General features: G+C 68.0%; 31 protein-coding genes and 1 tRNA gene. 13 read left to right on the plus strand and 19 right to left on the minus strand.

Features of this window, described 5'->3' with window-relative positions:
• Positions 1-96: 96 nt before the first annotated feature.
• The 4 genes from A5727_RS15515 to A5727_RS15530 are packed head-to-tail and all read right to left on the minus strand — an operon-like array spanning position 97 to position 4,224.
• Positions 97-861 (minus strand): enoyl-CoA hydratase/isomerase family protein, encoded by a 765-nt coding sequence (locus A5727_RS15515; RefSeq protein ID WP_068251004.1) that lies wholly within the window; start codon positions 859-861, stop codon positions 97-99.
• Position 862: 1 nt separating this feature from the next.
• Positions 863-1,948 (minus strand): acyl-CoA dehydrogenase family protein, encoded by a 1,086-nt coding sequence (locus A5727_RS15520; RefSeq protein ID WP_068251007.1) that lies wholly within the window; start codon positions 1,946-1,948, stop codon positions 863-865.
• Positions 1,935-2,840 carry an acyl-CoA dehydrogenase family protein gene (locus tag A5727_RS15525; RefSeq protein WP_068251012.1) on the minus strand — a complete coding sequence of 302 codons (906 nt, stop codon included), beginning with the start codon at positions 2,838-2,840 and terminating at the stop codon, positions 1,935-1,937. The genes A5727_RS15520 and A5727_RS15525 overlap by 14 nt, the downstream gene beginning before the upstream one ends.
• The gene (locus A5727_RS15530) at positions 2,818-4,224 is read right to left on the minus strand and encodes a class I adenylate-forming enzyme family protein (protein ID WP_068251015.1); all 1,407 of its coding nucleotides are present in this window, start codon (positions 4,222-4,224) and stop codon (positions 2,818-2,820) included. The genes A5727_RS15525 and A5727_RS15530 overlap by 23 nt, the downstream gene beginning before the upstream one ends.
• A gap of 168 nt (positions 4,225-4,392) precedes the next feature.
• On the opposite strand from A5727_RS15530, the gene A5727_RS15535 reads away from it, so the two are divergent.
• A complete protein-coding gene (locus A5727_RS15535; protein ID WP_231992086.1) occupies positions 4,393-4,722 on the plus strand; it encodes a 2Fe-2S iron-sulfur cluster-binding protein in 330 nt (109 codons plus the stop codon).
• 104 nt (positions 4,723-4,826) lie between these two features.
• Here A5727_RS15535 and A5727_RS15540 read toward each other — a convergent pair whose 3' ends face one another.
• Genes A5727_RS15540 through A5727_RS15555 form a run of 4 tightly spaced genes read right to left on the minus strand, consistent with a single transcriptional unit; the run spans position 4,827 to position 8,826 of the window.
• Positions 4,827-5,864, minus strand: coding sequence for a CaiB/BaiF CoA transferase family protein (locus A5727_RS15540; protein ID WP_068251021.1), 1,038 nt, complete (start codon positions 5,862-5,864; stop codon positions 4,827-4,829).
• Complete coding sequence (locus A5727_RS15545; RefSeq protein ID WP_068251024.1) at positions 5,861-6,817, minus strand: LLM class F420-dependent oxidoreductase; 957 nt, start codon at positions 6,815-6,817, stop codon at positions 5,861-5,863. Before A5727_RS15545 ends, A5727_RS15540 begins: the two co-directional genes overlap by 4 nt.
• Complete coding sequence (locus A5727_RS15550) at positions 6,817-7,248, minus strand: cobalamin B12-binding domain-containing protein (RefSeq protein ID WP_068251027.1); 432 nt, start codon at positions 7,246-7,248, stop codon at positions 6,817-6,819. Before A5727_RS15550 ends, A5727_RS15545 begins: the two co-directional genes overlap by 1 nt.
• Complete coding sequence (locus tag A5727_RS15555; RefSeq protein WP_068251030.1) at positions 7,249-8,826, minus strand: methylmalonyl-CoA mutase family protein; 1,578 nt, start codon at positions 8,824-8,826, stop codon at positions 7,249-7,251. It abuts the gene before it with no gap.
• Between the two features lie 92 nt (positions 8,827-8,918).
• On the opposite strand from A5727_RS15555, the gene A5727_RS15560 reads away from it, so the two are divergent.
• From A5727_RS15560 to A5727_RS15580, 5 genes are all read left to right on the plus strand, one after another.
• Positions 8,919-9,773, plus strand: coding sequence for an SDR family oxidoreductase (locus A5727_RS15560; protein ID WP_068251034.1), 855 nt, complete (start codon positions 8,919-8,921; stop codon positions 9,771-9,773).
• A gap of 34 nt (positions 9,774-9,807) precedes the next feature.
• On the plus strand, positions 9,808-10,188 hold the full coding sequence (locus A5727_RS15565; RefSeq protein ID WP_068251037.1) for a carboxymuconolactone decarboxylase family protein: 381 nt from the start codon (positions 9,808-9,810) through the stop codon (positions 10,186-10,188).
• Complete coding sequence (locus tag A5727_RS15570; protein ID WP_068251039.1) at positions 10,185-11,114, plus strand: NAD(P)-dependent oxidoreductase; 930 nt, start codon at positions 10,185-10,187, stop codon at positions 11,112-11,114. The genes A5727_RS15565 and A5727_RS15570 overlap by 4 nt, the downstream gene beginning before the upstream one ends.
• A 62-nt stretch (positions 11,115-11,176) precedes the next feature.
• Positions 11,177-11,812 carry a TetR/AcrR family transcriptional regulator gene (locus tag A5727_RS15575; RefSeq protein WP_082949833.1) on the plus strand — a complete coding sequence of 212 codons (636 nt, stop codon included), beginning with the start codon at positions 11,177-11,179 and terminating at the stop codon, positions 11,810-11,812.
• The gene (locus A5727_RS15580; protein ID WP_231992087.1) at positions 11,793-13,286 is read left to right on the plus strand and encodes an adenylate/guanylate cyclase domain-containing protein; all 1,494 of its coding nucleotides are present in this window, start codon (positions 11,793-11,795) and stop codon (positions 13,284-13,286) included. Before A5727_RS15575 ends, A5727_RS15580 begins: the two co-directional genes overlap by 20 nt.
• On the opposite strand, the gene A5727_RS15585 is transcribed toward A5727_RS15580, so the two are convergent.
• Positions 13,265-14,584, minus strand: coding sequence for an NAD(P)-binding domain-containing protein (locus A5727_RS15585; RefSeq protein WP_082949834.1), 1,320 nt, complete (start codon positions 14,582-14,584; stop codon positions 13,265-13,267). The two genes, A5727_RS15580 and A5727_RS15585, sit on opposite strands and share 22 nt — an antisense overlap.
• A 113-nt stretch (positions 14,585-14,697) precedes the next feature.
• On the opposite strand from A5727_RS15585, the gene A5727_RS15590 reads away from it, so the two are divergent.
• Both A5727_RS15590 and A5727_RS15595 read left to right on the plus strand, forming a co-directional pair.
• Positions 14,698-15,411 (plus strand): TetR/AcrR family transcriptional regulator, encoded by a 714-nt coding sequence (locus tag A5727_RS15590; RefSeq protein WP_068251041.1) that lies wholly within the window; start codon positions 14,698-14,700, stop codon positions 15,409-15,411.
• Positions 15,412-15,656: 245 nt separating this feature from the next.
• Entirely contained in the window at positions 15,657-18,032 is a 2,376-nt protein-coding gene (locus A5727_RS15595) for a flippase-like domain-containing protein (protein ID WP_068251044.1), read from the plus strand.
• Between the two features lie 3 nt (positions 18,033-18,035).
• On the opposite strand, the gene usfY is transcribed toward A5727_RS15595, so the two are convergent.
• The 6 genes from usfY to A5727_RS15625 form a co-directional block, all read right to left on the minus strand.
• On the minus strand, positions 18,036-18,347 hold the full coding sequence (gene usfY / locus A5727_RS15600) for a protein UsfY (RefSeq protein WP_068251046.1): 312 nt from the start codon (positions 18,345-18,347) through the stop codon (positions 18,036-18,038).
• A gap of 9 nt (positions 18,348-18,356) precedes the next feature.
• Positions 18,357-18,980: a flavodoxin family protein gene (locus tag A5727_RS15605; protein WP_068251051.1), complete on the minus strand. Its 624-nt coding sequence runs from the start codon at positions 18,978-18,980 to the stop codon at positions 18,357-18,359.
• A 51-nt stretch (positions 18,981-19,031) separates the two neighbouring features.
• Entirely contained in the window at positions 19,032-19,715 is a 684-nt protein-coding gene (locus A5727_RS15610) for a DUF6766 family protein (RefSeq protein ID WP_068251054.1), read from the minus strand.
• 5 nt (positions 19,716-19,720) lie between these two features.
• Positions 19,721-19,978, minus strand: coding sequence for a DUF7218 family protein (locus A5727_RS15615; protein WP_068251057.1), 258 nt, complete (start codon positions 19,976-19,978; stop codon positions 19,721-19,723).
• Between the two features lie 142 nt (positions 19,979-20,120).
• Positions 20,121-20,363 (minus strand): microaggregate-binding protein 1, encoded by a 243-nt coding sequence (gene mbp1, locus A5727_RS15620; RefSeq protein ID WP_068251059.1) that lies wholly within the window; start codon positions 20,361-20,363, stop codon positions 20,121-20,123.
• Positions 20,364-20,540: 177 nt separating this feature from the next.
• Positions 20,541-20,939 carry a heme-binding protein gene (locus tag A5727_RS15625; protein ID WP_068251176.1) on the minus strand — a complete coding sequence of 133 codons (399 nt, stop codon included), beginning with the start codon at positions 20,937-20,939 and terminating at the stop codon, positions 20,541-20,543.
• 380 nt (positions 20,940-21,319) lie between these two features.
• Here A5727_RS15625 and mbp1 (A5727_RS15630) point away from each other — a divergent pair, with 380 nt between their 5' ends.
• The 3 genes from mbp1 (A5727_RS15630) (at position 21,320) to A5727_RS27525 (ending at position 22,202) form a co-directional block, all read left to right on the plus strand.
• The gene (gene mbp1, locus A5727_RS15630) at positions 21,320-21,556 is read left to right on the plus strand and encodes a microaggregate-binding protein 1 (protein ID WP_068251062.1); all 237 of its coding nucleotides are present in this window, start codon (positions 21,320-21,322) and stop codon (positions 21,554-21,556) included.
• A gap of 233 nt (positions 21,557-21,789) precedes the next feature.
• Positions 21,790-22,062: a DUF4235 domain-containing protein gene (locus tag A5727_RS15635; protein WP_068251067.1), complete on the plus strand. Its 273-nt coding sequence runs from the start codon at positions 21,790-21,792 to the stop codon at positions 22,060-22,062.
• On the plus strand, positions 22,062-22,202 hold the full coding sequence (locus A5727_RS27525; RefSeq protein ID WP_157521401.1) for a hypothetical protein: 141 nt from the start codon (positions 22,062-22,064) through the stop codon (positions 22,200-22,202). The genes A5727_RS15635 and A5727_RS27525 overlap by 1 nt, the downstream gene beginning before the upstream one ends.
• A gap of 83 nt (positions 22,203-22,285) precedes the next feature.
• On the opposite strand, the gene A5727_RS15640 is transcribed toward A5727_RS27525, so the two are convergent.
• Positions 22,286-22,369 (minus strand) — tRNA-Leu (locus tag A5727_RS15640).
• A gap of 181 nt (positions 22,370-22,550) precedes the next feature.
• Here A5727_RS15640 and A5727_RS15645 point away from each other — a divergent pair.
• Together A5727_RS15645 and A5727_RS15650 are read left to right on the plus strand one after the other, a co-directional pair.
• A complete protein-coding gene (locus A5727_RS15645) occupies positions 22,551-22,922 on the plus strand; it encodes a hypothetical protein (RefSeq protein WP_068251070.1) in 372 nt (123 codons plus the stop codon).
• Complete coding sequence (locus A5727_RS15650) at positions 22,919-23,284, plus strand: DUF3817 domain-containing protein (protein ID WP_068251073.1); 366 nt, start codon at positions 22,919-22,921, stop codon at positions 23,282-23,284. Before A5727_RS15645 ends, A5727_RS15650 begins: the two co-directional genes overlap by 4 nt.
• Here A5727_RS15650 and A5727_RS15655 read toward each other — a convergent pair.
• The 3 genes from A5727_RS15655 to rph are packed head-to-tail and all read right to left on the minus strand — an operon-like array spanning position 23,274 to position 26,166.
• On the minus strand, positions 23,274-24,731 hold the full coding sequence (locus A5727_RS15655) for an MFS transporter (RefSeq protein WP_068251076.1): 1,458 nt from the start codon (positions 24,729-24,731) through the stop codon (positions 23,274-23,276). The two genes, A5727_RS15650 and A5727_RS15655, sit on opposite strands and share 11 nt — an antisense overlap.
• 59 nt (positions 24,732-24,790) lie before the next feature.
• Positions 24,791-25,390 carry an RdgB/HAM1 family non-canonical purine NTP pyrophosphatase gene (gene rdgB, locus A5727_RS15660; RefSeq protein ID WP_068251079.1) on the minus strand — a complete coding sequence of 200 codons (600 nt, stop codon included), beginning with the start codon at positions 25,388-25,390 and terminating at the stop codon, positions 24,791-24,793.
• Positions 25,387-26,166, minus strand: coding sequence for a ribonuclease PH (rph, locus tag A5727_RS15665; protein ID WP_068251082.1), 780 nt, complete (start codon positions 26,164-26,166; stop codon positions 25,387-25,389). The genes rdgB and rph overlap by 4 nt, the downstream gene beginning before the upstream one ends.
• Positions 26,167-26,220 lie beyond the last annotated feature (54 nt).

Here is a 26,220-nt window from a genome sequence, read left to right on the forward strand (position 1 = left end):
CCAGCTGGCCCACCCGCCCGCGCGCCCCCCGCGGCCGCCCCCCTCGTTCTTCCCCCCGGGGGGGGGGGGGGGGGGCCCGCCCCCCCCCCCCACGGATCACTTCTTGGCGACCAGTCCGTCGACGATCTTGTTGAAATCGTCTGTCCCGAACGACACGTACTCGCTGAGATTGGCGTAGTCCAACGACGCCATCACCGAGCGCTCGAGTTGCATGTTCATCAGGCGCTTGGTGCTCTCCACGGCCTGCTGCGGCAGTTCCAGGATCTTCTTGGCACATGCGACGGCCTCACTCACCGGATCGGCCACCACATGATTGGCCAGCCCCAGTTCCAGCGCGCGCTGCGCGGTGATCTTGGTGCCCGTCAGCGCGAACTCCTTGGCCTGCAGGAAGCTGATCTGCATCGGCCACACCAGCGGGCCGCCGTCGGCGGCGACCAGACCGATGCGCACATGCGGGTCGGCGAAGTGCGCGGTCTCGGCCATGTAGACGACGTCCGACATCGCGGCCAGGCTGCAGCCCAATCCCACGGCCGGACCGTTGACCGCCGCCACGATCGGGATGCGGCAGCGGATCATGCCCAGCACGATGTCGCGGCCGTGTTTGATGGTCTTGGTCCGCAGCGCCTCATCCCGGCGCAGTTCGTCGAGATAGTTGAAGTCACCGCCCGCCGAGAACGCACGACCAGCACCGGTGAGCACCGCGACGCGCGCCTGCGGATCCTCACTCAGTTCGTTCCACAGGTTGGCGAGGCCGACATGCAGGTTGTCGTTGACGGCGTTGAGCGCATCGGGCCGGTTGAGCGTGATGATGCGCAGAGGGCCCTCGGCCTTGACGTCGATCTCCTCTGGCATGCCGTACATGTCAAACTCCCAATCCGAGAATGCGCGAAGCGATGATGTTCTTCTGAATCTGCGACGTACCGCCCATGACGCTCTGGGCCCGGCTGTACATGTACGCGCCGAGCATCTCGTCATCCCCGGTCCCGGCGATGTCGAGGGCCGCGTGCCCGACCGACTGCTCGACCCAGGTCATCAGCAGTTTGTCGATCGAACCGTTGGGACCGTGCGAGAGGCCGTCGAGTTGTTCGGAGAGCCTGCGCCGCACGTGATGGGTCAGCATCTCAACCTCCACCGCCGCCCACACCAGTTCCTCCGACGGCGTCTCGGCGCGCTTGGCCAGCGACCGCACGATCTTGTCGTAGCGGGCCGCGAAGCCGAGCGTCGACGGCTCCCGCTCATGGCTGACGACCGTCATCGCCAGCGGCCAGCCCTCACCGGGCGCACCCACCATGTTCTCCACCGGAACCTTGGCACCGTCGAAGGTCACCTGCCCGAATTCCTTTGTGACGCCGCTGATCATCTGCAGCGGACGCTGTTCGATGCCGTCCTGATGCATGGAGCAGATGAACGCCGAGATGCCACGGTGCCGCTTGGCGTCGGGATCGGTGCGGGCCAACACCAGACACCAGTCGGCCTCGTCGGAGTAGCTGGTCCAGATCTTGTGGCCGTTGATCACCCAATGGTCGCCCTCGAGGGTCGCCGTGGTGGTCAGCGACGCGAGGTCCGAACCCGCACCCGGTTCGGAGAAGCCCTGGCACCACCGTTCGCTGCCGTCGATCATGCCGGGCAGAAAGCGCTGCTGCAGTTCCTCGCTGCCGTGATGGCCGAGACCCACCACCAGGTAGCCCAGGCTGGGCCGCGCCGGGGCTCCGGCGCGCGCCAACTCCTCGTCGAGGATGACGTCGTAGACCGGGGGAAGCTCGTGCCCACCGAACTTCTTCGGCCAGGACAGACCGAAGAATCCGGCCTGATACAGCGCGCGATGCCACTCCGCCGCCTTCGCCCAGTACTCGTCACCGGACGTCGGAAAATCCTTGGCGTGCACGCTCAACCACTCGCGCAGCCGTTGCCGGAACGCCGCCTCGTCGGCGGAATCACGAAAGTCCAAGGTCGATCTCCTCCCACTTGACGGGCCACAGTTCGGTCGAGGTCAACGCTCGACGCAGATAGACGTGGGCAAGGCATTCCCAGGTGTTGCCGATGCCGCCGTGCACCTGGATGGACGTCTCGCACACCGTACGAGCCGTGCGGGCGCAGTACAGTTTGGCCACCTTGGCGGCGCGCACCGCCTCGGCGGCGGGCAGTTCGTCGACCGCCCACGCCGCGTGGCGCAGGATGCTGACCGAACCCTCGACCAAAGTCAGGCTCTCGGCGAGCAGATGGGCCACGGCCTGATACGAGCCGATCGTATTGCCGTACTGTTCCCTGATTTTGGCGTACTCGACGGCCAGGTTCAGCGCGCCGCGGGACACCCCGACCAGATCCGCGGCGGTGACCACCAGGGCCAGCGCCTGCCACCGGGCCGCGGCCTCATCCGAGAGCTCGCCGACCGGTTCGGCCGCACCGAGTGCGACCCTGGCCCGGGTCAGGTCGGCCGACGGGGCCGACTCCCCGACCGGCGCCACCGCCACCGCGGTGCCGTCGAGTTGCACGGCGCGGGAACTGCCTCGGGCGTCGACGGCCTCGCCGCCGACCGCGACCGTCACCTCGACGGCGTCGATGCCGTCGAGGTGACGCGCCGCATCGTCGGCGAGCACCGGACCGAGGAACGGTGCGTCGACGAGTCCGCGGCCGAACTCCTCGGCCACCAAGGCGACTTCGACGCCGGAGGCCTCGTCGGAGCGCAGCGACCGCCATCCTGTGACGGCGATCTGCTTGTCCAGTCTCGCGATTCGAGCCTCGTCGTCGAGTTCGGCGACCGATCCGGGACCGAGGTCGTCGGCCAGCTTCGCGGCCGCATCACGCAGCTGTTGTTGTTCAGTGGTCAGACGTACATCCATGGCGCTCCTTCAGCACGCGACGCAGCACCTTGCCCGACGGCAGGCGCGGGATCTCGGGGACGAAAACAATCTCGGCGGGTCGTTTGTAGGACGCCAGCGACTCAGCCACGAGCGCAGTCAGCTCCGCCGCGGGGACCTCGCGGTGCACGGCGACCGCAGCGACGACGGCCTCACCGTCGGCCTCATGCGACACCCCGAACACCGCACAGTCGGCCACCGCGGGGTGGCCGTGCAGGACGGCCTCGACCTCGGCGGGCGCGACCTGGAAGCCGCGGACCTTGATCATCTCCTTGGCACGGTCGGTGATCCGCAGGTGGCCGTCGTCGTCGAGGAAGCCGACGTCACCGGTGCGGTACCAACCGTCCGCGACGACGGTGGCGGTGTCCTCGGCCGGCAGATATCCGGCCATCATCGAATTCGACTGGGCCTGAATCTCTCCGGGCATTCCGGTGGGCAGGGGCTCTCCGGTCTCGAGAGAGACCACGCGCAACCGCACGCCGGGGGCGGGGCGCCCCACGGTGTCAAGCGGACCGCCGGCGAGTTCGTTGCAGGTCAGGACGGGCAGCTCACTGGCGCCGTACGCCGTCGTCCACCCCACGCCGGTGCGGCGGGTGACGGTCTCGGCCACGCTGACCGTCACCGGGGTGGCGCACCACATGATGTAGCGCAGTGAGGACAGGTCGAAGGACTCCAGCTCGGGGTGCGCGGCGATGGCCAGCGCGATCGGGGCGACGGCCATCTCGACGGTGATGCGGTCGGTCTCGATGTGCCGCAGCATGGTGTCGATGTCGAAGCGGCGGTGCAGGCGCAGCCAGCCCCCGGATTCGAGCACCGTGGCGATGTTCAGCAGCCCCAGGATGTGGGAGGGGGGCGTGACGATCTGCATGCGGTCGGACTCGGTCAACCGCAGCACGGTGCGCCAATCGGAGATCGCGGCCGCGAAGGAACCGTGTGTGTGTCGCACGGCCTTGGGCAGACCCGTGGTGCCCGAACTGAAGACCAGGACCGCCTCGGCGTCCGGGTCGGGGGTGACCGCGGGCGGTGGCGGCGCGGCGGCGCGCTCCTCGTCGAGACTCGTCATCGGCATCAAGGCGGAGAGAGCGGCCTGGTCGCCGATCGCGTGGGCGGGTGCCGTGAGCGCCAGCGCATGCGCGACTTCGGCCTGCTTCCAGGCGGGACTGATCAGGACGACGGAGGCGCCGAGCCTCCAGATCGCGTACAGCGCCGCGACGAACTCCGGGCGGTTCGAGGACATGAGTGCGACGCGCTGCCCGCGCCGCACGCCGCGCTGCGCGAGGACAGCACCGAACGACGAGATCTCGGCCTCGAGTTCCGACCGGCGGTAGTCGCGCTCCTCGAACGCGAGAACGACCGGGTCAGACATCGGTCCTCCTCGGCGAGGGTGTCGGGGCATCGCATTGACCCCGGTGGGCGGACTGCGGAGCCGCGCGGGCGCGTGGCAGACTGGAGAAGATCCTATCTCAGGATGAGAACATTATTCTCATTGGGGTAGAATACACATACCAGTTCCCGCTACCCAGAGGATGGGGTGATGGCAGTACCGATGTCCAGCGACACCGAAGTGGCCCCGTCACAGAGCAGCGACGCTCCACCGAGTGTGACGATCCTGCTCGACGGCAAGACCGCGACCACGTCCGCCCGGCCGGACGAGACCATCCTGGAGACGGCCCGCCGCGCCGGATTGACACCACCGTTCTCCTGCGAGGCCGGCAACTGCGGCACCTGCATGGCCAAGCTCACCGAAGGCACGGCGTCGATGCGCGTGAATGACGCGCTCGACGATGACGAGGTCGAAGAGGGTTACGTGCTGACCTGTCAGGCCACGCCCGATGGGCCCGTCGTCGTCGACTACGACTGCTGAGCGCGTCTCCCCTTCACCACCGAAACCGACATTTGGGTGCGAAAAACCCGGTTTTTCACGCCCAAATGTCCATTTTGGCGTGAAAGAACCCGGGCGCCACAGCGCTACGACCCGTACTCCCCCAGCACCGGCGGCGGGCGATAGTCGGGCTGATACCCCTCGACGCGGACCGAGCTGGCCACGAGCCGGTACTCCCCCGCGGACACGACCATCTCCGGCAGGTCATCGAGCGCCTCGGGAAGAGTGCGCACGGCCGCGGCGGGAATCCCCAGCGGTTTGAGCCGGGCCTCCCAGTTCCTGGCCGTGTCACCCGCCAGCGCGGCGGTGACGACGGCGAGCACCTCATCACGCCGCGCCGAGCGTTCGGCCATGGTGTCGAATCCCGTCAGACCCGCTTCCGCGCTGAATCTGCTCCAGAACCCGTCGTGCGTGATGAACAACGCCAGATATCCCTCCGCGGTGGGGAACAACTGGGCCGGCACGTAGAACGAGTGCGCGCCGTTCGGGCGGCGCTGCGGGTGCACACCCCGGTTGAGGTAGGCCGCGGCGTGATAGTTCAACTGGGACAGCAGCACATCGCGCAGCGAGACGTCGATCTGACCACCGCGCCCCGACACGATCTGTGCCAGCAGGCCCAGCGCCGCGGTCAGACCCGTGGAGTTGTCCGCCGACGAATAGCCCGGCAGTGTCGGTGGCCCGTCCGGATCCCCGGTGAGCGCGGCGATGCCGGTCGCGGCCTGCACGATGTAGTCGAATGCCGGGTCGTCACCGCCGTTGAGGCCGAATCCGGTCAACGCGACGCAGACGATCTTCGGGTTGAACTTCTGCAGCGCCTCATACGTCAGCCCCAGCTTGTGGATGGCCGACGGCTTCAGATTCACCAGCAGCGCATGGGATTCCGCGACGAGTTCGGCGAGTCTGCGCTGCCCGGCGTCGGTGCCCAACTCCAGGCAGATGCTGCGCTTGCCACGGTTGAGACTGGCGAAGTAGTCGTCGCTGACCTGACGCGAGATGTCGCCGGTCGGCGGTTCGATCTTGATCACCTCGGCGCCGAGGTCGGCCAGCATCATGGTCGCGTAGGGACCGGCGAGCATCGTGCCGACTTCCAGGACGCGGATGCCGGCGAGGGGCCCTGCGCTCATCGCACCGCTTTGGCGAGTTCGGCAATCACCTCGCGCGTGCGGTACTTCGATGCCACGAGTTCGTCACGGGTGTCCCCGATCGGGAGCAGGCGCACCGAAAGGTCGGTCACGCCGGCGTCGGCGAACGATTGGAATCGCCGCAGAATTGATTCGGCATCGCCGGCCGCGCAGAGGTCGCCGACAGTGCGCGCGTCCCCGCGATCCAGAAGCTTCTGGTAGTTCGGCGACGTCTCCGCCTCGGCGAGGATGCGGTTGGCCCGCTCCTTGGCGGCGTCGATCTCGGAGTTCGCACACAGGCAGACCGGGATGCCCGCGACGATGCGCGGCTCGGGCCGGCCGGCGTTCTCGGCGGCCTTGGTGATGCGCGGGGCGATGTGATCGCCGATCGCGCGTTCATCGGCCATCCAGAGCACGGTGCCGTCGGCGAGTTCGCCGGCGATCTGCAGCATCACAGGCCCCAACGCGGCGATCAGCACCGGTAGGCGAGGCTCGGCGCCCAAGGCGGTGGGGTTGTGCACCGTGAACGTGTCGTTCTCGACGTCGACGGGCCCCGGCCCGCTCAGCGCGGCGTTGAGCACCTCGAGATAGTCGCGGGTGTAGGCCGCGGGCTTCTCATAGGGCAGCCCGAGCATGTCCCGGATGATCCAGTGGTGCGACGGCCCGACACCGAGCGCGAGTCGACCACCGCTGCCCGCGTGCACCGAAAGCGCCTGGCGGGCAAGCGCGATTGGGTGCTGCGCCTGCAGCGGAACGACCGCGGTCCCGAGTTCGATGCGGGTGGTGCGGCCACCCATCAGCGACACCATGGTCAGGCAGTCGAAGTCGTCGGGCACCTGCGGCATCCACGCGGTGTCCAAGCCGGCCGACTCGGCCCATTCGATGTCGGACAGGAACTTGGTGACCTTGCGGGTCATGTCGCCCCGTTCGGCACCGATCATCACGCCGAGGCGCATCAGCTCGCCTCTCCTTCCGCAGCCACGGTCTGACCGGTCAGGGCGCGGACGTCACGCACCAGGACATCCAGTGGAGTCCCGGTCGGAAACACCGCTGCGGCACCCGCATCGAGCACCTTCTGCACGTCACCCTGCGGGATCGTGCCGCCGACCACGACGGCGATGTCGCCGGCGTCGGCGGCCCGCAGTGCCTCGACGGTGCGGGCCGTGAGCGCCAGGTGCGCCCCCGAGAGGATCGAAAGGCCCACCACCGCAACATCTTCCTGCAGGGCGATGGACACGATGTCCTCGATGCGCTGCCGGATTCCGGTGTAGATCACCTCGAACCCCGCGTCACGCAGCGTGCGCGCGACGATCTTGGCCCCGCGGTCATGGCCGTCCAAACCCGGCTTGGCCACCAGGATGCGGGCCGGAGAATCTGCAGAAGTCATCTAGAACACCACCGGTTGTTGGAATTCGCCCCAGACCGCCTTGAGTGCCGAAACCATCTCACCCACAGTGCAGTAGGCGTTGGCACAGTCGATCAGGGCATGCATCAGGTTGTCGGTGCCCTCGGCGGCGCGGGACAGGGCGGCGAGCTTGGCCGCCACCTCGTCTGTGTCACGCTCGGCCTTGACCCGCGCCAACCGCTTGAGCTGCAGCTCGCGGCCTTCGGCGTCGAGTTCGTAGGTGTCGATGTCCGGGGGCGGCTCGTCGGAGACGAACTTGTTGACACCGACCACGGGCCGCTCGCCCGACTCGACCTCCTGGTGGATCTTGTAGGCCTCGTCGGCGATGAGGCCCTGCAGGTAGCCGTCCTCGATCGCCCGGACCATGCCGCCGTGGTTCTCCAGGTCGGCCATGATCTCGATGATTCTCTCTTCGGTGGCGTCGGTGAGCGCCTCCACGAAGTACGACCCGCCCAGGGGATCCGCCACCCGAGTCACGCCGGTCTCGTACGCCAGGATCTGCTGAGTCCGCAGCGCGAGCGTCGCGGACTCCTCACTGGGCAGAGCGAAGGGCTCGTCCCAGGCCGCGGTGAACATCGACTGGACGCCGCCGAGCACGGAGGCCAAGGACTCGTAGGCGACCCGCACGAGGTTGTTCTGCGCCTGTGGCGCGTACAACGACGCGCCACCGGAGACACAGCCGAACCGGAACATCGAGGCCTTGTCGGTCTTGGCGCCCCAGCGCTCCCGCACGATGGTGGCCCACCTGCGCCTGCCCGCACGGTATTTGGCGATCTCCTCGAAGAAGTCACCGTGCGTGTAGAAGAAGAATGAGATCTGCGGCGCGAACTGGTCGATCGTCATGCGGCCACGCTCGACGACGGTGTCGCAGTAGGTGACGCCGTCGGCCAGTGTGAACGCCATCTCCTGCACCGCATTGGCGCCGGCGTCCCGGAAGTGCGCACCCGCCACCGAGATCGCGTTGAACTTCGGCACCTCGGCAGCACAGAACTCGATGGTGTCGGCGATCAGACGCAGCGACGGCTCGGGTGGCCAGATCCAGGTGCCGCGGGACGCGTACTCCTTGAGGATGTCGTTCTGGATTGTGCCCGTGAGCTTCTCGCGCGGCACCCCGGCCTTCTCGGCGGCAGCGACGTAGAAGGCCAGCAGGATCGCCGCGGTGCCGTTGATCGTGAAGCTGGTGCTGATCCTGTCCAGGGGGATGCCGTCGAAGAGGATCTCGGCGTCGGCCAACGTGTCGACAGCAACCCCGACGCGGCCGACCTCTTCGCCGTACTCGGCGTCATCGGAGTCGTAACCGCACTGTGTGGGGAGATCCAACGCCACCGACAGACCGGTGCCGCCCTGCCCCAGCAGGTAGCGGTAGCGCTGATTGGACTCTTCGGCCGTGCCGAAGCCGGAGTACTGCCGGAATGTCCAGAGGCGACCCCGATACCCGGAGGCGAAGTTGCCCCGGGTGAACGGAAACTCCCCCGGGGCAGGCGGCGCCACCGGCGGGTCCGTCGGCCCATAGACCGGGTCCAGCGGGATCCCGGACGAGGTCGAAGTTGTGTAATCCATCGGTCTCCAAGTCGTGGAACAGCTACCGGATAACGTACTTGCAAAAAAAGAGAATGCCAATACCGTACGGTGGAAATGACCAAGGGAGAGACATGACTGACAGCACCGCCACCGGCGCCCTGCGGGGGCGCACACTCGTCGTATCCGGCGCCAGCCGGGGGATCGGCTTGGCCATCGCGGTGTCGGCCGCGCGACAGGGCGCCAACATCGTGCTGCTGGCCAAGACGGCCGAGCCCCATCCGAAGCTGCCGGGCACCATCTACACCGCGGCCGCCGACATCGAGGCCGCGGGCGGCAACGCGGTCCCGGTGATCGGCGACGTCCGCAGGGAGGACGACGTCGCGCGCCTGGTCGACACCGCCGTCGAACAGTTCGGCGGCGTCGACATCTGCGTCAACAACGCCAGCGCCATCTCCACCGACCCCACTGACGAACTGTCGGCCAAGAAGTTCGACCTGATGATGGACATCAACGTCCGGGGCACGTTCCTGTTGACCAAGGCCTGCCTCCCGCACCTGCGGAAGTCCCCGAACGCGCACGTGCTGACGATCGCCCCGCCGATGAACATGAGCCCGTACTGGCTGGGCGTGCACCCCTCCTACACGCTGTCCAAGTACGGCATGACGCTGTTGTCGCTGGGCTGGGCCGAGGAGTACCGCGAGGCGAAGATCGCCTCCAACTGCCTGTGGCCCGAGACCTACATCGCCACGGCAGCCGTCACGTCGCTGGCCGCGGGCACCGCGTTGGTCGAGTCCTCACGCAGCCCCGAGATCATGGGCGATGCCGCGGTGGCCATCGTGGCGCGCCCGTCCGACGAGGTCACCGGCCAGTGCTTCATCGACGCCGACGTCCTTCGCGACGCGGGCGTGACGGATCTGTCCCAGTACGGTGGCGGCGACAACCCGATCCCCGACCTGTTCCTGGACGCGGCCGAACCGAAGCGCTGACGGGACGGCCGAGCCCAGGAGGACGCCGCTCACTATGGACAAGCAGACCTATGACCGAGGCCGCGAAGTCCGCACCGCAGTACTCGGCCAGGAGTACGTGGACGCCGCGATGCAGAACGCCGACGAGTTCTCGGCGCCACTGCAGGACCTGCTCACCGAGTACTGCTGGGGTGCGGTGTGGGGCCGCGAAGGGTTGCCGCTCAAAGTCCGCAGCATGCTCAACCTCGCCATGATCGCGACGCTCAACCGCCCCCACGAACTGCGCACGCACCTGCGCGGGGCGCTCAACAACGGTGTGACCCGTGACGAGATCCGCGAGGTGTTCCTTCAGGTCGGGGTCTACGCGGGAGCTCCCGCAGCCGTCGACAGCTTCCGGATCGCACGCGAACTGTTCGCCGAACTGGACGCGACGTGAGCCTCACCCTCGGGTTCATCGGCCTCGGCCACATGGGCTCGCCCATGCTGCGCCGTCTGGTGGCCGCCGGACATCGATTGGTGGCGTTCGACGCGCGCGCCGAGGCCCTCGACGGGGCCGTGCGGGCTGGCGCCGATGCGGCCGCCGACGTCCGCGACGTCGCCGACCGTGCCGACGTGGTGCTCGCGAGCCTGCCGACCCCCCAGGCGTCCCTCGAGGTGTGCGACGGCATCCGGCACGGGACCCGCATCGGCCGCTTCGTCGACCTGTCCACGGTGGGCGCCACCACGGCCCAACAGGTCCACGAGCGCCTTCGGGGGCACGGCATCAGCACGCTGGACTGTCCGGTCAGCGGCGGTGTGCACGGTGCCGAGCAGGGCACTCTGGCGTTGATGGTGTCGGGACCGCGTGACGAATTCGACTCTCTGCGAACAGTTTTAGAGGTGTTGGGCAGACCCATCTTCGTCAGCGAGTCACCAGGTGCGGCCCAGACCATGAAACTGGTCAACAACATGCTCGCGGCGACGGCACTGGCGGCCACCGCGGAGGCGATGGTGATGGGAGTGCGCGCGGGTCTGGACGCAGGCGTGATGATCGACGTTCTCAACGCCGGGTCCGGCGGAACTCACGCCAGCCGCGACAAGTTCCCGCGTGCGGTGCTCCCCCGCACCTTCGACTACGGATTCGCGACCGGACTGATGGCCAAGGACGTCGGCCTCTACCTCGACGAGGCGAGGTCGTTGCGGACACCGACCGACATCGCGGCGGCGATCGGGAAATGTTGGCAGGACACGGTGGCCGCCGAGGGACCCGACTCGGATTTCACCGCCGTGATCAAACCGATGGAGACCGCCGCCGGCGTACTCGTCGACGGCCGACCGGTCGACTCAGACGCCGGTCACCCAGCACGCACCCCACCCATCTGACGGAAATGCCGATCGCGCTAGCCGAGAAGGATATTCTCAGACGGACTCATCGGGCGGGAGGCATGGAGACGACGGAGCAGATCCCCGCAGTCCCCGAGCAGACCCGCCAGACGCACCGCGGGTACGGCCCGGAGGTCACCCGAATCCTCGACGCCGCCGTGCGGGTGATGTCCCGTTCCACACCCCAGACGCTGCGCGTCTGCGACATCATCGCTGAGGCCGGCACCTGCAACAAGACGTTCTACCGTCATTTCAGTGGCAAGGACGATCTGGTCATGACCGCCATGGAGCGCGGCATCGGTGTGGTCACCGCCGCGATCGCCGACGAGATGTCTCGGCGCGGCGACCCCGTCGACCAGGTGGCCTGCTGGGTCGAGGGCCTGCTCGAGGAGATGACCGACCCGCATCGCTTCAGGATGTGCCGGGCCACCGTGGCGCAGCTGTCCGCCATCGCCGGCCGCAGGGCATCGGATGAGGAACTCATGGCGCCGCTGCGGGCGCTGCTCACGGAGCCACTGGCCGCCATGGGCCGCCGGGACCCCGGGCGCGACGGGGACGCGGTGTTCCACTGCACGATGGGCACGCTGCGGCGGCACCTGGGTTCGGGGCAGCGTCCACCGCAGGCGGACGTCGCCCACCTGGTGCAGTTCTGCCTGAGCGGCGTCGGGGTCGAGGCCAGTGGCGCTCAAAGCCGCTGACGCGACCGGGTTGGCGCTGCGCTACGCCGCGGGCGTCACGATCGCGCATGTGCTCGCCGTCATCGAGGTGCTGCTGGTGATGACCGCGTTGCGCCGCGAGACGCTCGGTGATGCCCACCCGCCGTTCAACCCCGACAACGACCCACTGATCGTCGCACTCGTCGTGGGTGCGGTCGTCGTCGTCGCGGTGGGCAGTGTCGCCATCGTGCTGCCGTCGCTGCGGTGGTACGTCACCGGCACCGAACCCACTCCACGACAACGCCGTTCGGCGCTGAGTGTCGCGCGCCGAGCCAGCCTGCTGCTGACCTTGACATGGGTGGGCAGCGGGCTGATCGTCGTGCTGGCCAACCTGGAATCGGGGTTCGCCGTTGCCGTGCTGGTGGGACCGGCGGTGTTCTTCGGCGCCACGGCGGCGGTGTGCACCGCACTGCTGCTGACGGTGCGCACCCTGCATCCCCTCAGCGCGGCCGCGGGGCCGTACGCGGTGCCGCGCGACACCGCACCCGGCGTGCTGGCCCGACTGCTGATGATGTGGGTGCTGTGCTGCGCACTGCCCAGCATCGGCATCGCGCTGCTGATCCTGATCCGCAGCCGGGGCTGGATCATCGACACGACGTCATCGGTGGAGATCCCGGTCCTGGTGCTCAGCGGAGTCGCGGTGCTGTGGGGACTGCGCGGCATGATTCTGGTCTCCCGCTCAATCTCGGATCCCCTGCGGGAGGTCATCGACGCCATGGCCGACGTCGAGCAGGGCAACATCAACCGGCGCGTCAACATCTACGAGCGCTCCGAGATCGGGCTGCTGCAGAGTCGTTTCAACCGCATGGTGGCGGGCCTGCGCGAACGCGACCGGATTCGCGACCTCTTCGGCAGGCACGTCGGCGACGATGTGGTCCGGGTGCTCGTCGATCGCGAGGTGTCGCTGTACCGCGACGTGCGGGAGGTGGCCGTGCTGTTCGTCGACCTCGCGGGCTCGACGCAGTTCGCCGCCAGGCAACCCCCAGAGGTGGTGGCCGACACCCTCAACGACTTCTTCCGCGCGATCGTGGACGCGGTGGACGCCAGCACCGGATTCATCAACAAGTTCCAGGGTGATGCCGCCCTGGTGGTGTTCGGGGCGCCCGTACACACCCCCACCCCGTGCGACGATGCCCTGGCCACCGCGCGCGAGCTGGCCGCGCAGCTCCCACACAGAGTCCACCTGGACTACGGGATCGGAGTGTCAGCCGGACGGGTGTTCGCCGGATTCGTCGGCGCGGAGAACCGCTTCGAGTACACCGTGATCGGCGACGCGGTCAACGAGGCGGCCCGCCTCGCCGACCGAGCCAAGAGCGACGCCACCCGGGTGCTGTGTTCGGGCACAATCCGAGACCACGCCGACAGCGATGAAGCCGCACGGTGGGCACCAATCGGCGCCGAGGTGCTGCGCGGACGCGGCGTCCCGACCGAGCTCTACCGCCCGCTCAAGCCCTGATCGCCCGGCGCGACAAAACCGTTCTTCCAGCTCGCCAACGCCGCGTTCACACCCGCCTGCACGGCCGTGCCGTTGCCCCAGCCGGCGTAGTAATGCAGTTGCAGCACAATCTCTTCCAACTCGTCTTCGGTGATCTCACCGTTGATGAGCGCGCCACGCACCTGCACCTCGATCAGGTCGGCGCGGCCCAGCATCGCCGTCGCACCCAACACCACCAGGCGGCGGTCTCGCAGCGACAGTCCCGGGCGGCTCCAGACCTCACCGAAGAGGTGGTCGATCGTCATTTCGAGCGCGGGCGACCGGTCCTCGGGCATCTGAGCGGCCAGGCCGGCGCCGTACACCTTGTCCATGGTCTGCAGTCCGACCTCGGTGCGGTCGGCCGGCGACGCGGCCTCCCGGACGCCGAGCGTCTCGGCGGCGTGCTCACGGGCCACATCGACCAACGGAACGTCAATCCCGTTGTCGGCGGCCAACTCCTGGGCCGCGCCGAGGTCCTTGGTCATCAGCCGCAGCACCTGCGGGCCAGCCTGCTCGACGATCTCGGGGTCGGTGCTGCGGTTGCGCAGCCACGTGAAGAGGGTCGCACCCTGCGGGTCGGCCTCCTCGACGACCTCGATGAGCGTCTCCGGATCCACCCCGGCGGCACGCGCCAGTTCGGCGGCCTCGTGCGCGACGCGCCAGGTGCCGTAGGTGAGGACGTTGCGCGCGATCTTGGTGGCCATGCCGGCACCCGACGGGCCGCAGTGCACGACCTTCTTGGCGAAATCAGCCAGCACCGGCATCGCCCGGCGCACGGTGTCGTCGTCACCCCCCACCATGGCCACCATCCCGTTGCTGGCCGCCTGGTCCCCGGGCGTGACGCCGCAGTCGAGCACCGCAACCCCGAACGGCCGGCACTCCTCGACGATGTCGAGCACCTCAGGTACCGCAAGAGTCGACAGCAGTGCGACGATCAGGCCCGGTCGGGCACCGGCGAGCACACCCTCGGTCCCGCGGAGCACCTCGCGCACCTGGGCGGCGTCGACCACCGCGATCAGGACGACATCGCTGACGGCCGCCACCTCGGCGGGTGTCGGCGCCACCAGGGCCAACCCCAGATCGTCGGCGGCCTCACCGCGGATGTCGTAGACCACCGGGATCCGTCCGCGTGCCTCGAGGCTGACCGCGACGCCGCCGCCGATCATCCCGAGGCCGATGACGCCGGCCCGCGGGCCGATCCCGGTACCGGACGACCCCTGGGCGGTCTCAGGGTCCGCACCGACTGCCGGTGCCACCAATTCGTCGGGACACGCCGTCATAGCGACCTCCATCACATAAACTAACAACGTTCAGTTATCTGAAGCTTAGCCCTGCTATCAACTCCGATGCAGGGCGCGGACCTGGTGATTCTCGGCACATCGGGAGGTGCAGTGTGCAACACACCGCAACCGGACGGTCAAAACCGAACCGGCCGCGCAGCCGTCGCGGAAAGGGGGAACAGCTGCGCGCCGAAATCCTGGCGGCTGTCAACGGCCTGCTGGACGAATGGGGCAGCGACGAGAAGCTGACCATGCGTGCCGTCGCCGAACAGGTCGGGGTCGCGGCCCCCAGCATCTACCTGCATTTCGCCGACAAGTCCGAGCTGGTGTGGGCCGCGCTGGCCGACAAGTACGCCCAACTCGCCGAGCTCATGCGGGCCGCCGCCGAGGCGGCCGACGGCGGTCCGCGTGATCGCCTGCGCGCCCAGGTCCACGCGTACTGCCGCTTCGCGCTCGATCATCCCGGCCACTATCGGCTGATGTATCAGGTCCATCAACCCGCACCGGCCACCGGGAAACCGGGCCACCACCCCGCGCGTCAGGTCTCGAGGCGCCTGCGGCGGGCGCTGACCGAGTGCGCCGAAGCGGGTCACCGACTGACCCTGCCCCTGCACCAGTGCGCGCACACGCTGTGGACCGGGCTCCACGGGATGGTCTCCATCCAGCAGACCATGGCGACCGTCGGAGGCACCCCCGACGGCATCTACGCGCTCGCCGACGGCCTGGTGGACGCGCTGGTGTCTGCCGCTCGCGGCGCCGGCGAGACCATCCCGGCCTCGACTGAGATCGACCGGATCATCGCCGCTTCCGTGGTGGACGACGAATAGCCGGTGTCGCAACCCCAGGAGATCGAAAGACCCGGCCCCTTGTCCAGGGACCGGGCCTTTCATGAATCAAGTCCGCGGGCCGGCCGGGTGGTTTCCCACCGGCGCGAGTGACTGAGCCTCACCGCCCCGCACGCTTTGTTCCCACCACCCCGCGACTTCAAACCATCGCTGCGGACTTCTGCACAGCCGTGCGGTTATGTTGTCCCCGGACAAGGCAACGGACGGCGGGCGGAAGATCCAACGACATGCGAGTTGACGGACGGGACATCACCGTCACGGGCAGCCTGCTGCAACCGCTGACGAAACGCACCAACGACATCATTCGGTTGGGGCTGGCCTCCGTGTTCCTGGCGGCGGTGATCACCAGTTCGCTGATCACCCGTTATGAGTGGGTCACGCTCGAGAAATCCATCTCGGAGATCGTCGGGGTACTCACGCCGACCCAGTCCAACCTGGTCTACCTCGCGTACGGCATCGCGATCCTGGCGCTGCCGTTCGCGATCCTGATCGGACTGCTGGCGGCCAGGCAGTGGAAACTGCTCGGGGCCTACGTCGCGGCGGGCCTGACGGCCGTGTTGGCGCTGTCGATCACCGGCAACGGCATCGCGGCCCCGAGTTGGCACTTCGACCTGTCCGACCGACTCGACACCGTGCTGTCGCAGTTTCTCGACGACCCGCGCTGGATCGCGATGCTGGCGGCCATGCTGACGGTGTCGGGAGCGGGACTGCCGGCGCGGTGGCGCCGGTGGTGGTGGACGCTGCTTCTGGCCTTCGTACCGATCCACCTGGTGGTCAGCGCGGTGGTGCCGGCGCGGTCGCTGCTCGGTCTTGCCGTGGGGTGGTTCGTCGGCGCCCTGGTGGTGCTCGTCGTCGGGACGCCGGCACTGGAGGTTCCGCTGGACGGAGCGGTGCGCGCGATGCGCCGGCGGGGATTCGCGCCCGATGCCCTGGCCGTCATGCGCCCCGCCGGAGCCGGCCCGCTGCTGCTGTCGGCGACCTGCACCGACACCGACTCGACCGCGGTCGTCGAACTGTACGGGCCCAACCAACGCAGCGGGGGCGCACTCAGGCAGTTCTGGCGCAAGCTGCGCCTGCGCGCCAGCGAGACGCCACCGCTGCAGACCTCGATGCGTCGCGCCGTCGAACATCGCGGCCTCGTGGCGATGGCCATCGGCGATCTGGGCCTGGCCAACACCAACATGCTGTCGCTGACGGCCCTGGAGCGTGGGTGGACCATGTACGCCCACACCCCGGCCCGCGGCGAGGCTCTGCACGACGTCGCCGAGGACACCCCCGTCGAGCAGATCTGGCAGGCACTCTCGGTCCTGCACCACCACCAGTTCTCCCACGGGGACCTGCGCAGCCGGGAGATCACGGTCGCCGACGGATCGGTGCTGTTCGGTGGCTTCGGCTACGCGGAGTTCGGCGCCACCGACGAACTTCTGCAGACCGACATCGCGCAGCTGCTGCTGACCACCACCGACCTCTATGGCGCTGGGCCCGCGGTGACGGCCGCGATCGAGACCTTCGGCAAGGACATCGTCCTGACCGCGTCGCGGCGGTTGACCAAGTCCGCCATGCCGGCCCGGATCCGTGACTGCGTCGACGACGCCGGGGTCGTGCTGGCGGCCGCGCGGGACGAGGTCAAGAAACAGACCGGCGCCGACCAGATACAGGCCGAGACCATCACCCGGTTCACCCGGACCCAGCTCATCCAGCTCGTGCTGCTCGTCGCGCTGGTCTACGTCGCCTATCCGTTCCTGAGCACCGCCCCCACGTTCCTCTCCGAACTGCGCAGCGCGAACTGGTGGTGGGCCCTGCTGGGCCTGACGGTCTCGGCGCTCACCTACGTCGGGGCCGCCGCCGCGCTGTGGGCGTGCGCCGACGGCCTCGTCAGCTTCCGCAACCTGACGATCATGCAGGTGGCCAACACCTTTGCGGCGACCACCACACCTGCCGGCGTCGGCGGCTTGGCGCTGTCGACACGATTCCTGCAGAAGGGGGGACTCGGCACGGTGCGCGCCACGACGGCCGTCGCGCTCCAGCAGTCCGTCCAGGTGATCGTGCACGTGCTGCTGCTCATCGTGTTCAGCGCGGCAGCGGGCGCATCCGCCAACCTGTCCCACTTCGTGCCGTCTGCGACCGTGCTGTACCTCATCGGCGGGGTGGCGCTCGGACTTCTGGGGGCATTCCTGTTCGTCCCGAAGCTGCGTCGCTGGCTGGGCACCGCGGTCCGGCCGAAGCTCAAGGAGGTCGCCACCGACCTCGTCGAGGTCGCCCGCGAACCCCGCCGGCTCGCCCTCATCGTGTTGGGTGCTGCGGGAACGACACTGGGTGCCGCGCTGGCGCTGTGGGCGAGCGTCGAGGCGTTCGGCGGCGATGTCTCCTTCGTCACCGTCACCGTCGTGACGATGATCGGCGGCACACTGGCTTCGGCGGCACCCACCCCCGGCGGAGTCGGCGCCGTGGAGGCCGCGCTCATCGGCGGTCTGGCGGCTTTCGGAGTGCCAGCGGCGATCGCGTTCCCGGCGGTGCTGCTCTACCGCGTGCTGACCTGCTGGCTGCCGGTGTTCGTCGGCTGGCCCATCATGCGGTGGTTGACCAACAACGACATGATCTGAGGGTCAGCTCGACGGCGGCTGGGCCGGGACCTCAGGATGCTCGGCGAGCCAATCACGTTCGGCGGCACGAACTCTACGGTGACTGAGGAACAACCACACACCGGCCCCCACCCCGAGGATGGCGGCGATCGCCACACAGACACTGCCCACCGTCGCGTGTCCGGCGGCGAAGGCGAAAAGACCCGCCACCAACGCCACGACCGCAATCGCACCGGAGATCAACCCGGGCGCGTTCGCGCCATTCTTGAATGTCTCACCCGCGTGCGGGCGGGTGGTGCGCACATGGTCGACGGGATCTGGATAACTTTCACCCATGATTCCTCCTCAGCGGTAGGGCGGATACGGCGCCGATTTCAGCTGGCGGGCCAGATGCGCGGCATTACGGGCCGCGGCGGCGGTGGCGGAGGCGACCGACTCGGGGACCTGCTCGAGTTCCCTGTAGTCCGTTGACTCCATCGCAGGCCCGTTCCAGTAGGTGCACCCCTGTGCGGGGATGCTGTACCCCACGTCGTTGAGCGCCTGGAACACATCGGCGACAACCTTGTGCGCACCGTCCTCGTTGCCCACGACACTGACAATCGCAACCTTTCCCGCCAACGCCGGGCGCCCCTCGTCGTCGGCGTTGGACAGTTCTGCGTCGAGACGTTCCAGCACCCGCTGGGCCACGCTGGACGGGTGCCCCAACCAGACCGGAGTACTGAGCACGAGGATGTCCGATTCCAGCACCTGGGAACGGATTTGGGGCCACTGATCGTCACCGCCCATATCGGTCTCCACCCCTGGTGAGATGGTGTAGTCCACGCATCGGATCGTCTGGCAGGCGACGTTGCGGGTCTCGAGCGTCTCAAAGACGTGCTCGGCAATGAGTTGACTGCTCGAGGCGTCTGGCCCGGGTTTCAACGTGCAGACCAGCGCGACGGCCCGCAGGGGTGGGGAATTGACCGGCATCGGAGTTGCCTACCCGTGGGGTCAGGCCACCAAACCGACCCCGCCCGCACGTCATGCACTCGTGTCATGATGGGCGTCGGCGACAGGCTTGGACTCCGCGGATCCGCGTTGGCGCAGGAAGATCGAGAATCCGACGATGGCGGCCACGGCGATGAACTCACTCTGCCAGTTCTGCATCGATTCGAACCAGAACTGCGACGTTGTCAGATACCGCCACACCGAGATCGCGGCCTGCCCATGGTCGAGCCGCTCCGCGTTGTACGCGGACGCACCGCCGACCGCGTGCAGGCCCCACGAGGCGAAGAACAACACGAAGAATGCTGAGGCGAGGGAGTTTTCGTAGGCGCTGAGCACCCAGCCACCCCGGCGCACCGGCCACGGCGTGGAGGGCGTCAGGCGTGCCGCGCGCGGGTCGGCGTCCTGCGGTGCATCGCGGCCCACCGGTTTGGACTCCGACGAACCCCTCTGGTACAGAAAGGCCGTGAGCACGACGTACATGCCCATCTGGAGGAACTCGGACTCCCAGTTCTCAAAGGTGGCCTCGACGAAATCGCCTGTGCGCACATAGTCGAATATCGATACGGAGGCACCGCCGTGCTGCTGCTGATGTTCGTCGTAGGTCGCGTGACCGGCGATCACCATGCCGCCGAAGAACACCGTGAACAGCAGCAGGCACGCGATCAGCAGACCATTGTCGTACAACCGCGTGGACAGGGGCCCACGCCGACGGCTCATTGTCGTCAGTGGTTACGAAGCTTGTCCACCAGCTTGCTCTTGGTCAGTCCCGAGTATCCGGACATGCCCAATTCTCTGGCTCGCTTCTTCAGTTCCGGCACAGTCCAGTCGTCGTAGGAACCGGCTTTGCCGCCCTTGCGGCCGACGGAGGACTTGCCGCGGGCCGCGGCGGCGTTCGAGATGCGCGCGGACTTCTCCTTCGAGTTGCCCTGCTTTCGCAGATCCTCGTACAACTTCTCGTTCTTGATCGATGCGTTCGGCATCGCCGTCACCTCCAGATCATCATCAGGTGCCTGTGAGAGTGGATGCCCAGCGGCAGGCCCGGCGAAACCGCCCTATGGCGACGCAGTGATGCCCGGCGTCGCCACGCGGCGCCGGGCATCACTGCAGACATCGCTGCAGACGTCAGGAGTCCTGTTCGGCGCGCTGCCGAGCCTCGTTGGTCTTGGCGGCCGCGCGTGCGCTCTCGGCCTCAGCCTCCTTCTGGGCGGCCTCGCGCTGTGCATCGGCCTTGTCCTGCTGGGCTTGGCCCTCACGCTGCAGGTCGTCGCGGCCGGCGACGGCCCCCACGACCTCCTTGGCCTTCCCCTTCACGCCCTCGACAACGCCCTTGACGGCTTCGGCGGGCCCGCTGTTCCGGTCTGCCATGGCATCTCCCTCATTCGGCCGGTTTCTCTCGCCCGCTGGCAGCGGGCGTCCCACGCAGGCTGCCCACCCGCGCCGAGGATCAAACCTGCCCAGTCACCCAGTGGCACTGCGGGACTGGGCGGGCGACGGGTCGGCCGGGTCCGATGGCGCGACCGACCCGTTCCGCCGTCAGGCTGGTCAGCCCGCCATGAACTCGGAGTAGGCCGACGCCAGCTCCGGCGGAAGAACCGTCACGTTGCACTGCCGCTGCGTCTCCCCGATCGGCGCGAGAATGCCACGCAGGTCGTGGTATTCGCCGGGGTTCGACGTGAAGTAGCTGCGCAGATTCTGCGAGGCCGCGGCGCGCGGTTGGTTGTATGCCGCCGTCACCGCCTGGTTGGCACCGGGATGGGCGTTCAGGTAAGCCTGTGCGGATCCGGTCACCGAACTCACGGTTCCCGCAATGCCGGCGGGACTGCAGTCGGGCGCAGCGACCGCTGCAGGAGCAGCGACGGTGGCGGCGACGGCTCCCCCGAGCACACAGCCTGCCGCGATGCCGACGACCCGGCGACGCGTGGTGACACCATGGGATTTCATCATCATCTCTTCTCTCACATGTGTTGCGGTACTTCTTGTCCCCCGTCCTGAAAACCAAAGTACGCAAGCGATTTCGGATGATTTCGATCCGCGATTTCGCGCAGAGCCGAAACGGCCGGACGTTACAGGGACAGGAGGTGACATGAGCCTCAATCAGCGTCAGATAGTTGAGAATCCGGCCAGATCCCGGCCGTCCCTTTAGAAAAGTCGTTGAGCTCTTAGATGATCGTGATCTCCGACGTCATGAAGCCGTCATCGATGCTGTCGGCTCTCTCACACCCACGAAGACGGTTTGGCGGCGCGCGGTCCGGGAACCCGACTCAGGGTGGGTCAAGCAATGGCCCGCTGAAATCCATCAGATACAAGCGTGAGAGGACGCTATGACTGAGAAGAACAGCGGTCCCGAAGAAGGCATCAAGGGCGTCGTCGAAGGCGTCAAGGGCAAGGCCAAGGAAGCCATCGGCACCGTCACAGGGCGCGATGACCTGACTGAAGAGGGCAAGGCCCAGCAGGACAAGGCCGACGCGCAGCGTGATGCCGCCCAGAAGGAGGCCGAGGCCGAGAGCGCACGCGGCGCCGCCGGCGTCGCCGAGCAACGGCAGAAGGCCAACCAGTAACAGACCAGAGCAGTGGGGCCCGATCTCTCGTGAGGTCGGCCCACACCTGCGTCTCCGGGCCCAGCGCAACGGAACCGAATCGGCTTCATAACGTCCTGGCTGCTTGCAGCGCAGACCCGGGACGGCTCCTCCACCCTGGTGACCACGGGTGCACACCCGTCCTTTCTTCGGTGTGAAGCGCGCGTTTCGGGGTACTCCCGACGCAACATCGCGCGCCGTCAAAGGGGGTTCTGGTGAGCCGAACATCGAAACTTCTCTACCTGCCGCTGTCATTGGCCACGAGTGTCGGCGGCGGCCTGCTCGCCGGCGCGCTGTTCACCCAGGTGTGGAAACGCATCGACGACACCCAGGAGCCTCCGCCTGACCCCAAGGATCTCAATCGCTCGGGAGCCAAGGCGCTGTCCGGCGCAGCGCTGCAGGGTTTGGTGTTCGGGCTGGTGAAGGCCGCCGTCGACCGTGCTGGTGCCCGGGGCTATCGGGCCGTCGCGAAGGAGTCTCCGGTCTGATGTCTCCGATGGTGAAAAGCGCCGTGAAGCCGCTGCTCAAGGCGGTGAGGTTCGTCCGCGCCGGCTATCCCGACGCTGCCCCGGTGCAGGGGCACATCGCCGCGTTGGCTCTTCTGCCGCAGGCGGGTCCGCGACGCTGACTGGGCTGGGACGATCCGTCCGGCCGGGGAATGCGGTCGCACGGATGGCCGATCCCGCGCGGGACGGCACGCCCCCTGAGAAGTGCGGGCGGAGGGACTCGAACCCCCACGCTCTTACGAGCACGGACACCTAAAGACCGCGCGGCTGCCAGTTACGCCACGCCCGCATTGGTGCCGATTCTAACGTCCTGTCCCCGAGCATCGAGATCGAACGTCTCTGAGCACTCCGCACGGGGACCGCGGGGCACCCCTGCCCGACGGGAGGGGTTCGCCGACCGAGAGCCCGCCGCTGGTTGCCTGGGTCACTCGGATTCCAGCTTGGGCGCTGTTGGGCGGTACCTTCGAGGGGTGTCCACTACACACCGTCGGAGATGGGCGTTGATCACGCTGGTGATCGTCGCGGCCGGTGGCTGTCTGGCGCTCGGCTGGTGGCAATGGACCCGCTACGAAGCAGCAGGCGGCACCTTCCAGAACCTGGGTTACGCGCTGCAGTGGCCGTTCTTCGCCGGCTTCTGCGTGTACGCCTACCGTAAGTTCGTCCGGCTCGAGGACGGCGAGGCCCCGGCTGCCAACCCGGATGAGCCCGCCGAGATCCCACCCGACCTGCTGCCGCAGCGCCCGAAGGCATCGACGAACGTCGATGACCCCGCCCTGCGGGAGTACAACGCCTACCTCGCCGAACTGGCCGACAAAGACAAACAGGACAGGACCACAGCATGACCACGCCCGACACGTCCGAGATTCCGGCCGGTGCCGCACCGATCGACGCCATCAGGAAGGCGTTGAAGGGCTATCGGATCATGGCCTGGGCGACGGGCATCTGGCTGATCGCCCTGACCTACGAGATGGTGGTCAAGTACATCGTCAAGGTCGAGGATCTCCCGGGCTGGATGGATCTGATCGCTCCGATCCACGGCTGGGTCTACTTCGTCTACCTGCTCTTCACCGCGAACCTCGCGGTGAAGGTGCGCTGGCCCATCGGCAAGACGATCGGCATCCTGCTGGCGGGGACGATCCCGCTGCTCGGCGTGATCGTCGAGCATTTCCAGACCAGGAAACTCAAGGAGCAGTTCAACCTCTGACGGTCGCCACCGGCTCGGGAGCGGGCTCGACCTCGGCCGGCCTGTCCGTCGGGATCAACAGCGTCAGCCCCGCGGCGACCACGGCCGCACCGGCCGCGATCAGCAGCGCAACCTGGATGCCCACCAGCGTCGGCGCCTGGTGTCCGGCGACCGTCACCGACATCCCCGCCAGCACGGCACCGATCACCGCGCTCGCGACCGACGTCCCGAACGAGCGCGCCAGCGAGTTGATGCCGTTGGCTGCCGCCGTCTCCGACATCGGCACCGCGGCGTTGATCAGGGCCGGCATGGACGCGAACGCAAACCCGACACCGACCGCGACCAGGAAGTTCAGGGTCATTATGCCCGGCGCTGTGGCCAGCAGCTTCAGGCCCATCAGATACGCCGCCGCGATGATCAGACACCCTGTCACCAGCGTGAACTTGTAGCCGCGCCGCGCCGCGACCCGTGCGGCCACCGGGGACGTCAGCATCATTGCCACACCGCCGGGCGCCAGCCACAGCCCGGTCTGGACCATGGACTGCCCCAGCCCGTAGCCCGTGCTGGGGGGCAGTTCCAGCACCTGCGGCGACACCAACGACATCGCGAACATCGCGAACGCGACGGCGATCGAGGCCAGGTTCGTGGTGAGCACCGGACGCCGAACGGTCGTGCGCAGGTCCACGATCGGCGACGACACCCGAAGTTGCCAGAACGCGAACACCCCGAACGTGACGGCCGAACAACCGAACAGGACCAACGTCATCACCGACGTCCAGCCCCAGATCCCCCCCTTGGAGATCGGCAGCAGCAGGGTCACCAGCGCCACCGCCAGCAGCACCGTGCCCACGGGGTCGAATCGATCGTTGGAGCGCGGCGGCAGGTGCGGGACGAGGAACACGAACGCCAGCAACGCCGCGATGCCCAGGCCGGTACCGAACCAGAACAGTGCGTGCCAGTCGAAGTTCTGGGCGATCAGCGCCGCCAGCGGCAAGCCCAGGGCTCCGCCGACTCCCAGCGACGCGCTCATCATTCCCATTGCGCTGCCCACTCTTTCGGGCGGCACACAGGAGCGCATCACACTGATGCCCAGCGGGATGATCGGAATGCCGAAGCCCTGCAGGCCGCGCCCGACGATCAGCGGCAGCAGCGACGTGGAGACTGCGGCCAGCAGGGAACCCAGCGTCAGGAGCACCGCGCAGCTGATGAGGACGGGCTTGGGGCCGTACATGTCGCCGAGTCGACCGAACACCGGGGTGGCCACCGCGGCGGTCAACAGCGTGGCCGTGATGGCCCACGACGCGTTCGACGCGCCGGTGTCCAACAGCTTGGGCAGCTCGGGGATGATCGGGATGAGAAGCGTCTGCATCAGCGAGACGCTGACGCCGGCCGCGCACAGCACCAGCACGAGAAGCCGGGAGTGGCTGGACGGGGCCTCGGGACGCGAGTTCACCTGCCGTCCGCCCATGACGGGCCAGCGTACACACTTAGCACAGCTACTCAAATTGGGGGACGGTCCCCGGGTGACTACACCAGAGCGCGCAGAGCCGGAACCAGCAGCGCCAGCGCCCGACCGCGGTGCGAGGCCGCATCCTTCTCGGCCGGCGTCAGTTCGGCCGCCGACCGCGTGGACCCCGTCGGCATGAAGATCGGGTCGTATCCGAAACCGCCGGCGCCGCGGGGCGCCTCGGCGATGGACCCCGGCCACTCCCCCCGCACGACATGCTCACCGTGTCCGCCGACCAGGGCGCAGGCCGACACGAAGGCCGCGCCCCGGCGAGCCTCGGGGACGTCACGCAGTTGCGCCAGAAGCAGGCGGTTGTTCGCGTCGTCGTCACCGTGGGTGCCCGACCAGCGCGCCGACAACACCCCCGGCATGCCGTTGAGCGCGTCCACGGTGAGACCGGAATCGTCTGCCACGCAGGGCAATCCCGTGGCGGCATAGCCGTCGCGCGCTTTGGCCAGCGCGTTCTCCTCGAAGGTCGCGCCGGTCTCGGGCGCCTCGTCGTACGGCTCGACGTCGGCCAGTGACACGAGTTCGAGACCGACGACACCCGCAGCGTCGAGCACGCGGCGCAGTTCGGCCAGCTTCTTGGCGTTGCGGCTGGCGACCAGAACCGTGGTCAGCTGCCGAAGGCTTTCTTGGGCGCCGGTCCGTCGGGAAGCCCACCGGGATAGGGGGCTTCAAGGGCGGCGGTCTGGATCGCGAACAACTGCTCGCAGGACGCCAAGGCGGCGTCGAGCATCTTGTCCAGCGTCGAGCGCGGGAAGGTGGCACCCTCGCCCGTGCCCTGAATCTCCACGAGGGTCCCGGTGTCGGTCGCGACGACGTTCATGTCGACCTCGGCGCGCGAATCCTCTTCGTAGGGCAGGTCTACGCGCACTCGGCCGTCGACCACACCCACGCTGACGGCCGCGATGGCACAGGACAGCGGCCGTGGATCTGAGAGCTTGCCCAACGCCCCGAGGTAGGTCACGGCGTCGGCGAGCGCCACGTAGGCGCCGGTGATGGCGGCCGTGCGGGTGCCGCCGTCGGCCTGCAGCACATCGCAGTCGATCGCGATGGTGTTCTCCCCCAGCGCGCGAAGGTCGATGCAGGCGCGCAGTGAGCGTCCGACCAGGCGGCTGATCTCCTGCGTGCGGCCGCCGACCCGGCCCTTGACCGATTCCCGGTCGGACCGGCTGTGGGTGGCGGCGGGAAGCATGGCGTACTCGGCGGTCAGCCATCCGAGTCCAGAGCCCTTCCGCCAACGCGGCACACCCTCGGTCACCGAGGCCGTGCACATGACGCGGGTCTGGCCGAACTCCACCAGCACCGAACCGGCTGGATGCGAGGTGAAGCCGCGGGTGATGGTTACCGGTCGGAGCTCGTCATCGGCACGACCGTCTTCGCGAAGAGACACGTGGTTAACCCTAGCGGGGCGAGGCACGAGCCCCGCTGAGGAGCCCCGCGATAG

The organism is Mycobacterium sp. ACS4331 (assembly GCF_001667265.1).
GTDB lineage: Bacteria > Actinomycetota > Actinomycetes > Mycobacteriales > Mycobacteriaceae > Mycobacterium.

Coding starts and splice junctions, on each gene's coding strand:
- A5727_RS15530 (WP_068251015.1), bottom strand. CDS start 4,224: ATGTCTGACCCGGTCGTTCTCGCGTTCGAGGAGCGCGACTACCGCCGG.
- A5727_RS15560 (WP_068251034.1), top strand. CDS start 8,919: ATGACTGACAGCACCGCCACCGGCGCCCTGCGGGGGCGCACACTCGTC.
- A5727_RS15545 (WP_068251024.1), bottom strand. CDS start 6,817: ATGCGCCTCGGCGTGATGATCGGTGCCGAACGGGGCGACATGACCCGC.
- A5727_RS15540 (WP_068251021.1), bottom strand. CDS start 5,864: ATGAGCGCAGGGCCCCTCGCCGGCATCCGCGTCCTGGAAGTCGGCACG.
- A5727_RS15535 (WP_231992086.1), top strand. CDS start 4,393: ATGGCAGTACCGATGTCCAGCGACACCGAAGTGGCCCCGTCACAGAGC.
- A5727_RS15605 (WP_068251051.1), bottom strand. CDS start 18,980: ATGCCGGTCAATTCCCCACCCCTGCGGGCCGTCGCGCTGGTCTGCACG.
- A5727_RS15610 (WP_068251054.1), bottom strand. CDS start 19,715: ATGAGCCGTCGGCGTGGGCCCCTGTCCACGCGGTTGTACGACAATGGT.
- A5727_RS27525 (WP_157521401.1), top strand. CDS start 22,062: ATGTCTCCGATGGTGAAAAGCGCCGTGAAGCCGCTGCTCAAGGCGGTG.
- A5727_RS15555 (WP_068251030.1), bottom strand. CDS start 8,826: ATGGATTACACAACTTCGACCTCGTCCGGGATCCCGCTGGACCCGGTC.
- A5727_RS15650 (WP_068251073.1), top strand. CDS start 22,919: ATGACCACGCCCGACACGTCCGAGATTCCGGCCGGTGCCGCACCGATC.
- mbp1 (WP_068251062.1), top strand. CDS start 21,320: ATGACTGAGAAGAACAGCGGTCCCGAAGAAGGCATCAAGGGCGTCGTC.
- A5727_RS15515 (WP_068251004.1), bottom strand. CDS start 861: ATGTACGGCATGCCAGAGGAGATCGACGTCAAGGCCGAGGGCCCTCTG.
- A5727_RS15595 (WP_068251044.1), top strand. CDS start 15,657: ATGCGAGTTGACGGACGGGACATCACCGTCACGGGCAGCCTGCTGCAA.
- A5727_RS15575 (WP_082949833.1), top strand. CDS start 11,177: ATGGAGACGACGGAGCAGATCCCCGCAGTCCCCGAGCAGACCCGCCAG.
- A5727_RS15625 (WP_068251176.1), bottom strand. CDS start 20,939: ATGAAATCCCATGGTGTCACCACGCGTCGCCGGGTCGTCGGCATCGCG.
- mbp1 (WP_068251059.1), bottom strand. CDS start 20,363: ATGGCAGACCGGAACAGCGGGCCCGCCGAAGCCGTCAAGGGCGTTGTC.
- A5727_RS15615 (WP_068251057.1), bottom strand. CDS start 19,978: ATGCCGAACGCATCGATCAAGAACGAGAAGTTGTACGAGGATCTGCGA.
- A5727_RS15655 (WP_068251076.1), bottom strand. CDS start 24,731: ATGGGCGGACGGCAGGTGAACTCGCGTCCCGAGGCCCCGTCCAGCCAC.
- A5727_RS15550 (WP_068251027.1), bottom strand. CDS start 7,248: ATGACTTCTGCAGATTCTCCGGCCCGCATCCTGGTGGCCAAGCCGGGT.
- usfY (WP_068251046.1), bottom strand. CDS start 18,347: ATGGGTGAAAGTTATCCAGATCCCGTCGACCATGTGCGCACCACCCGC.
- A5727_RS15525 (WP_068251012.1), bottom strand. CDS start 2,840: ATGGATGTACGTCTGACCACTGAACAACAACAGCTGCGTGATGCGGCC.
- A5727_RS15565 (WP_068251037.1), top strand. CDS start 9,808: ATGGACAAGCAGACCTATGACCGAGGCCGCGAAGTCCGCACCGCAGTA.
- A5727_RS15585 (WP_082949834.1), bottom strand. CDS start 14,584: ATGACGGCGTGTCCCGACGAATTGGTGGCACCGGCAGTCGGTGCGGAC.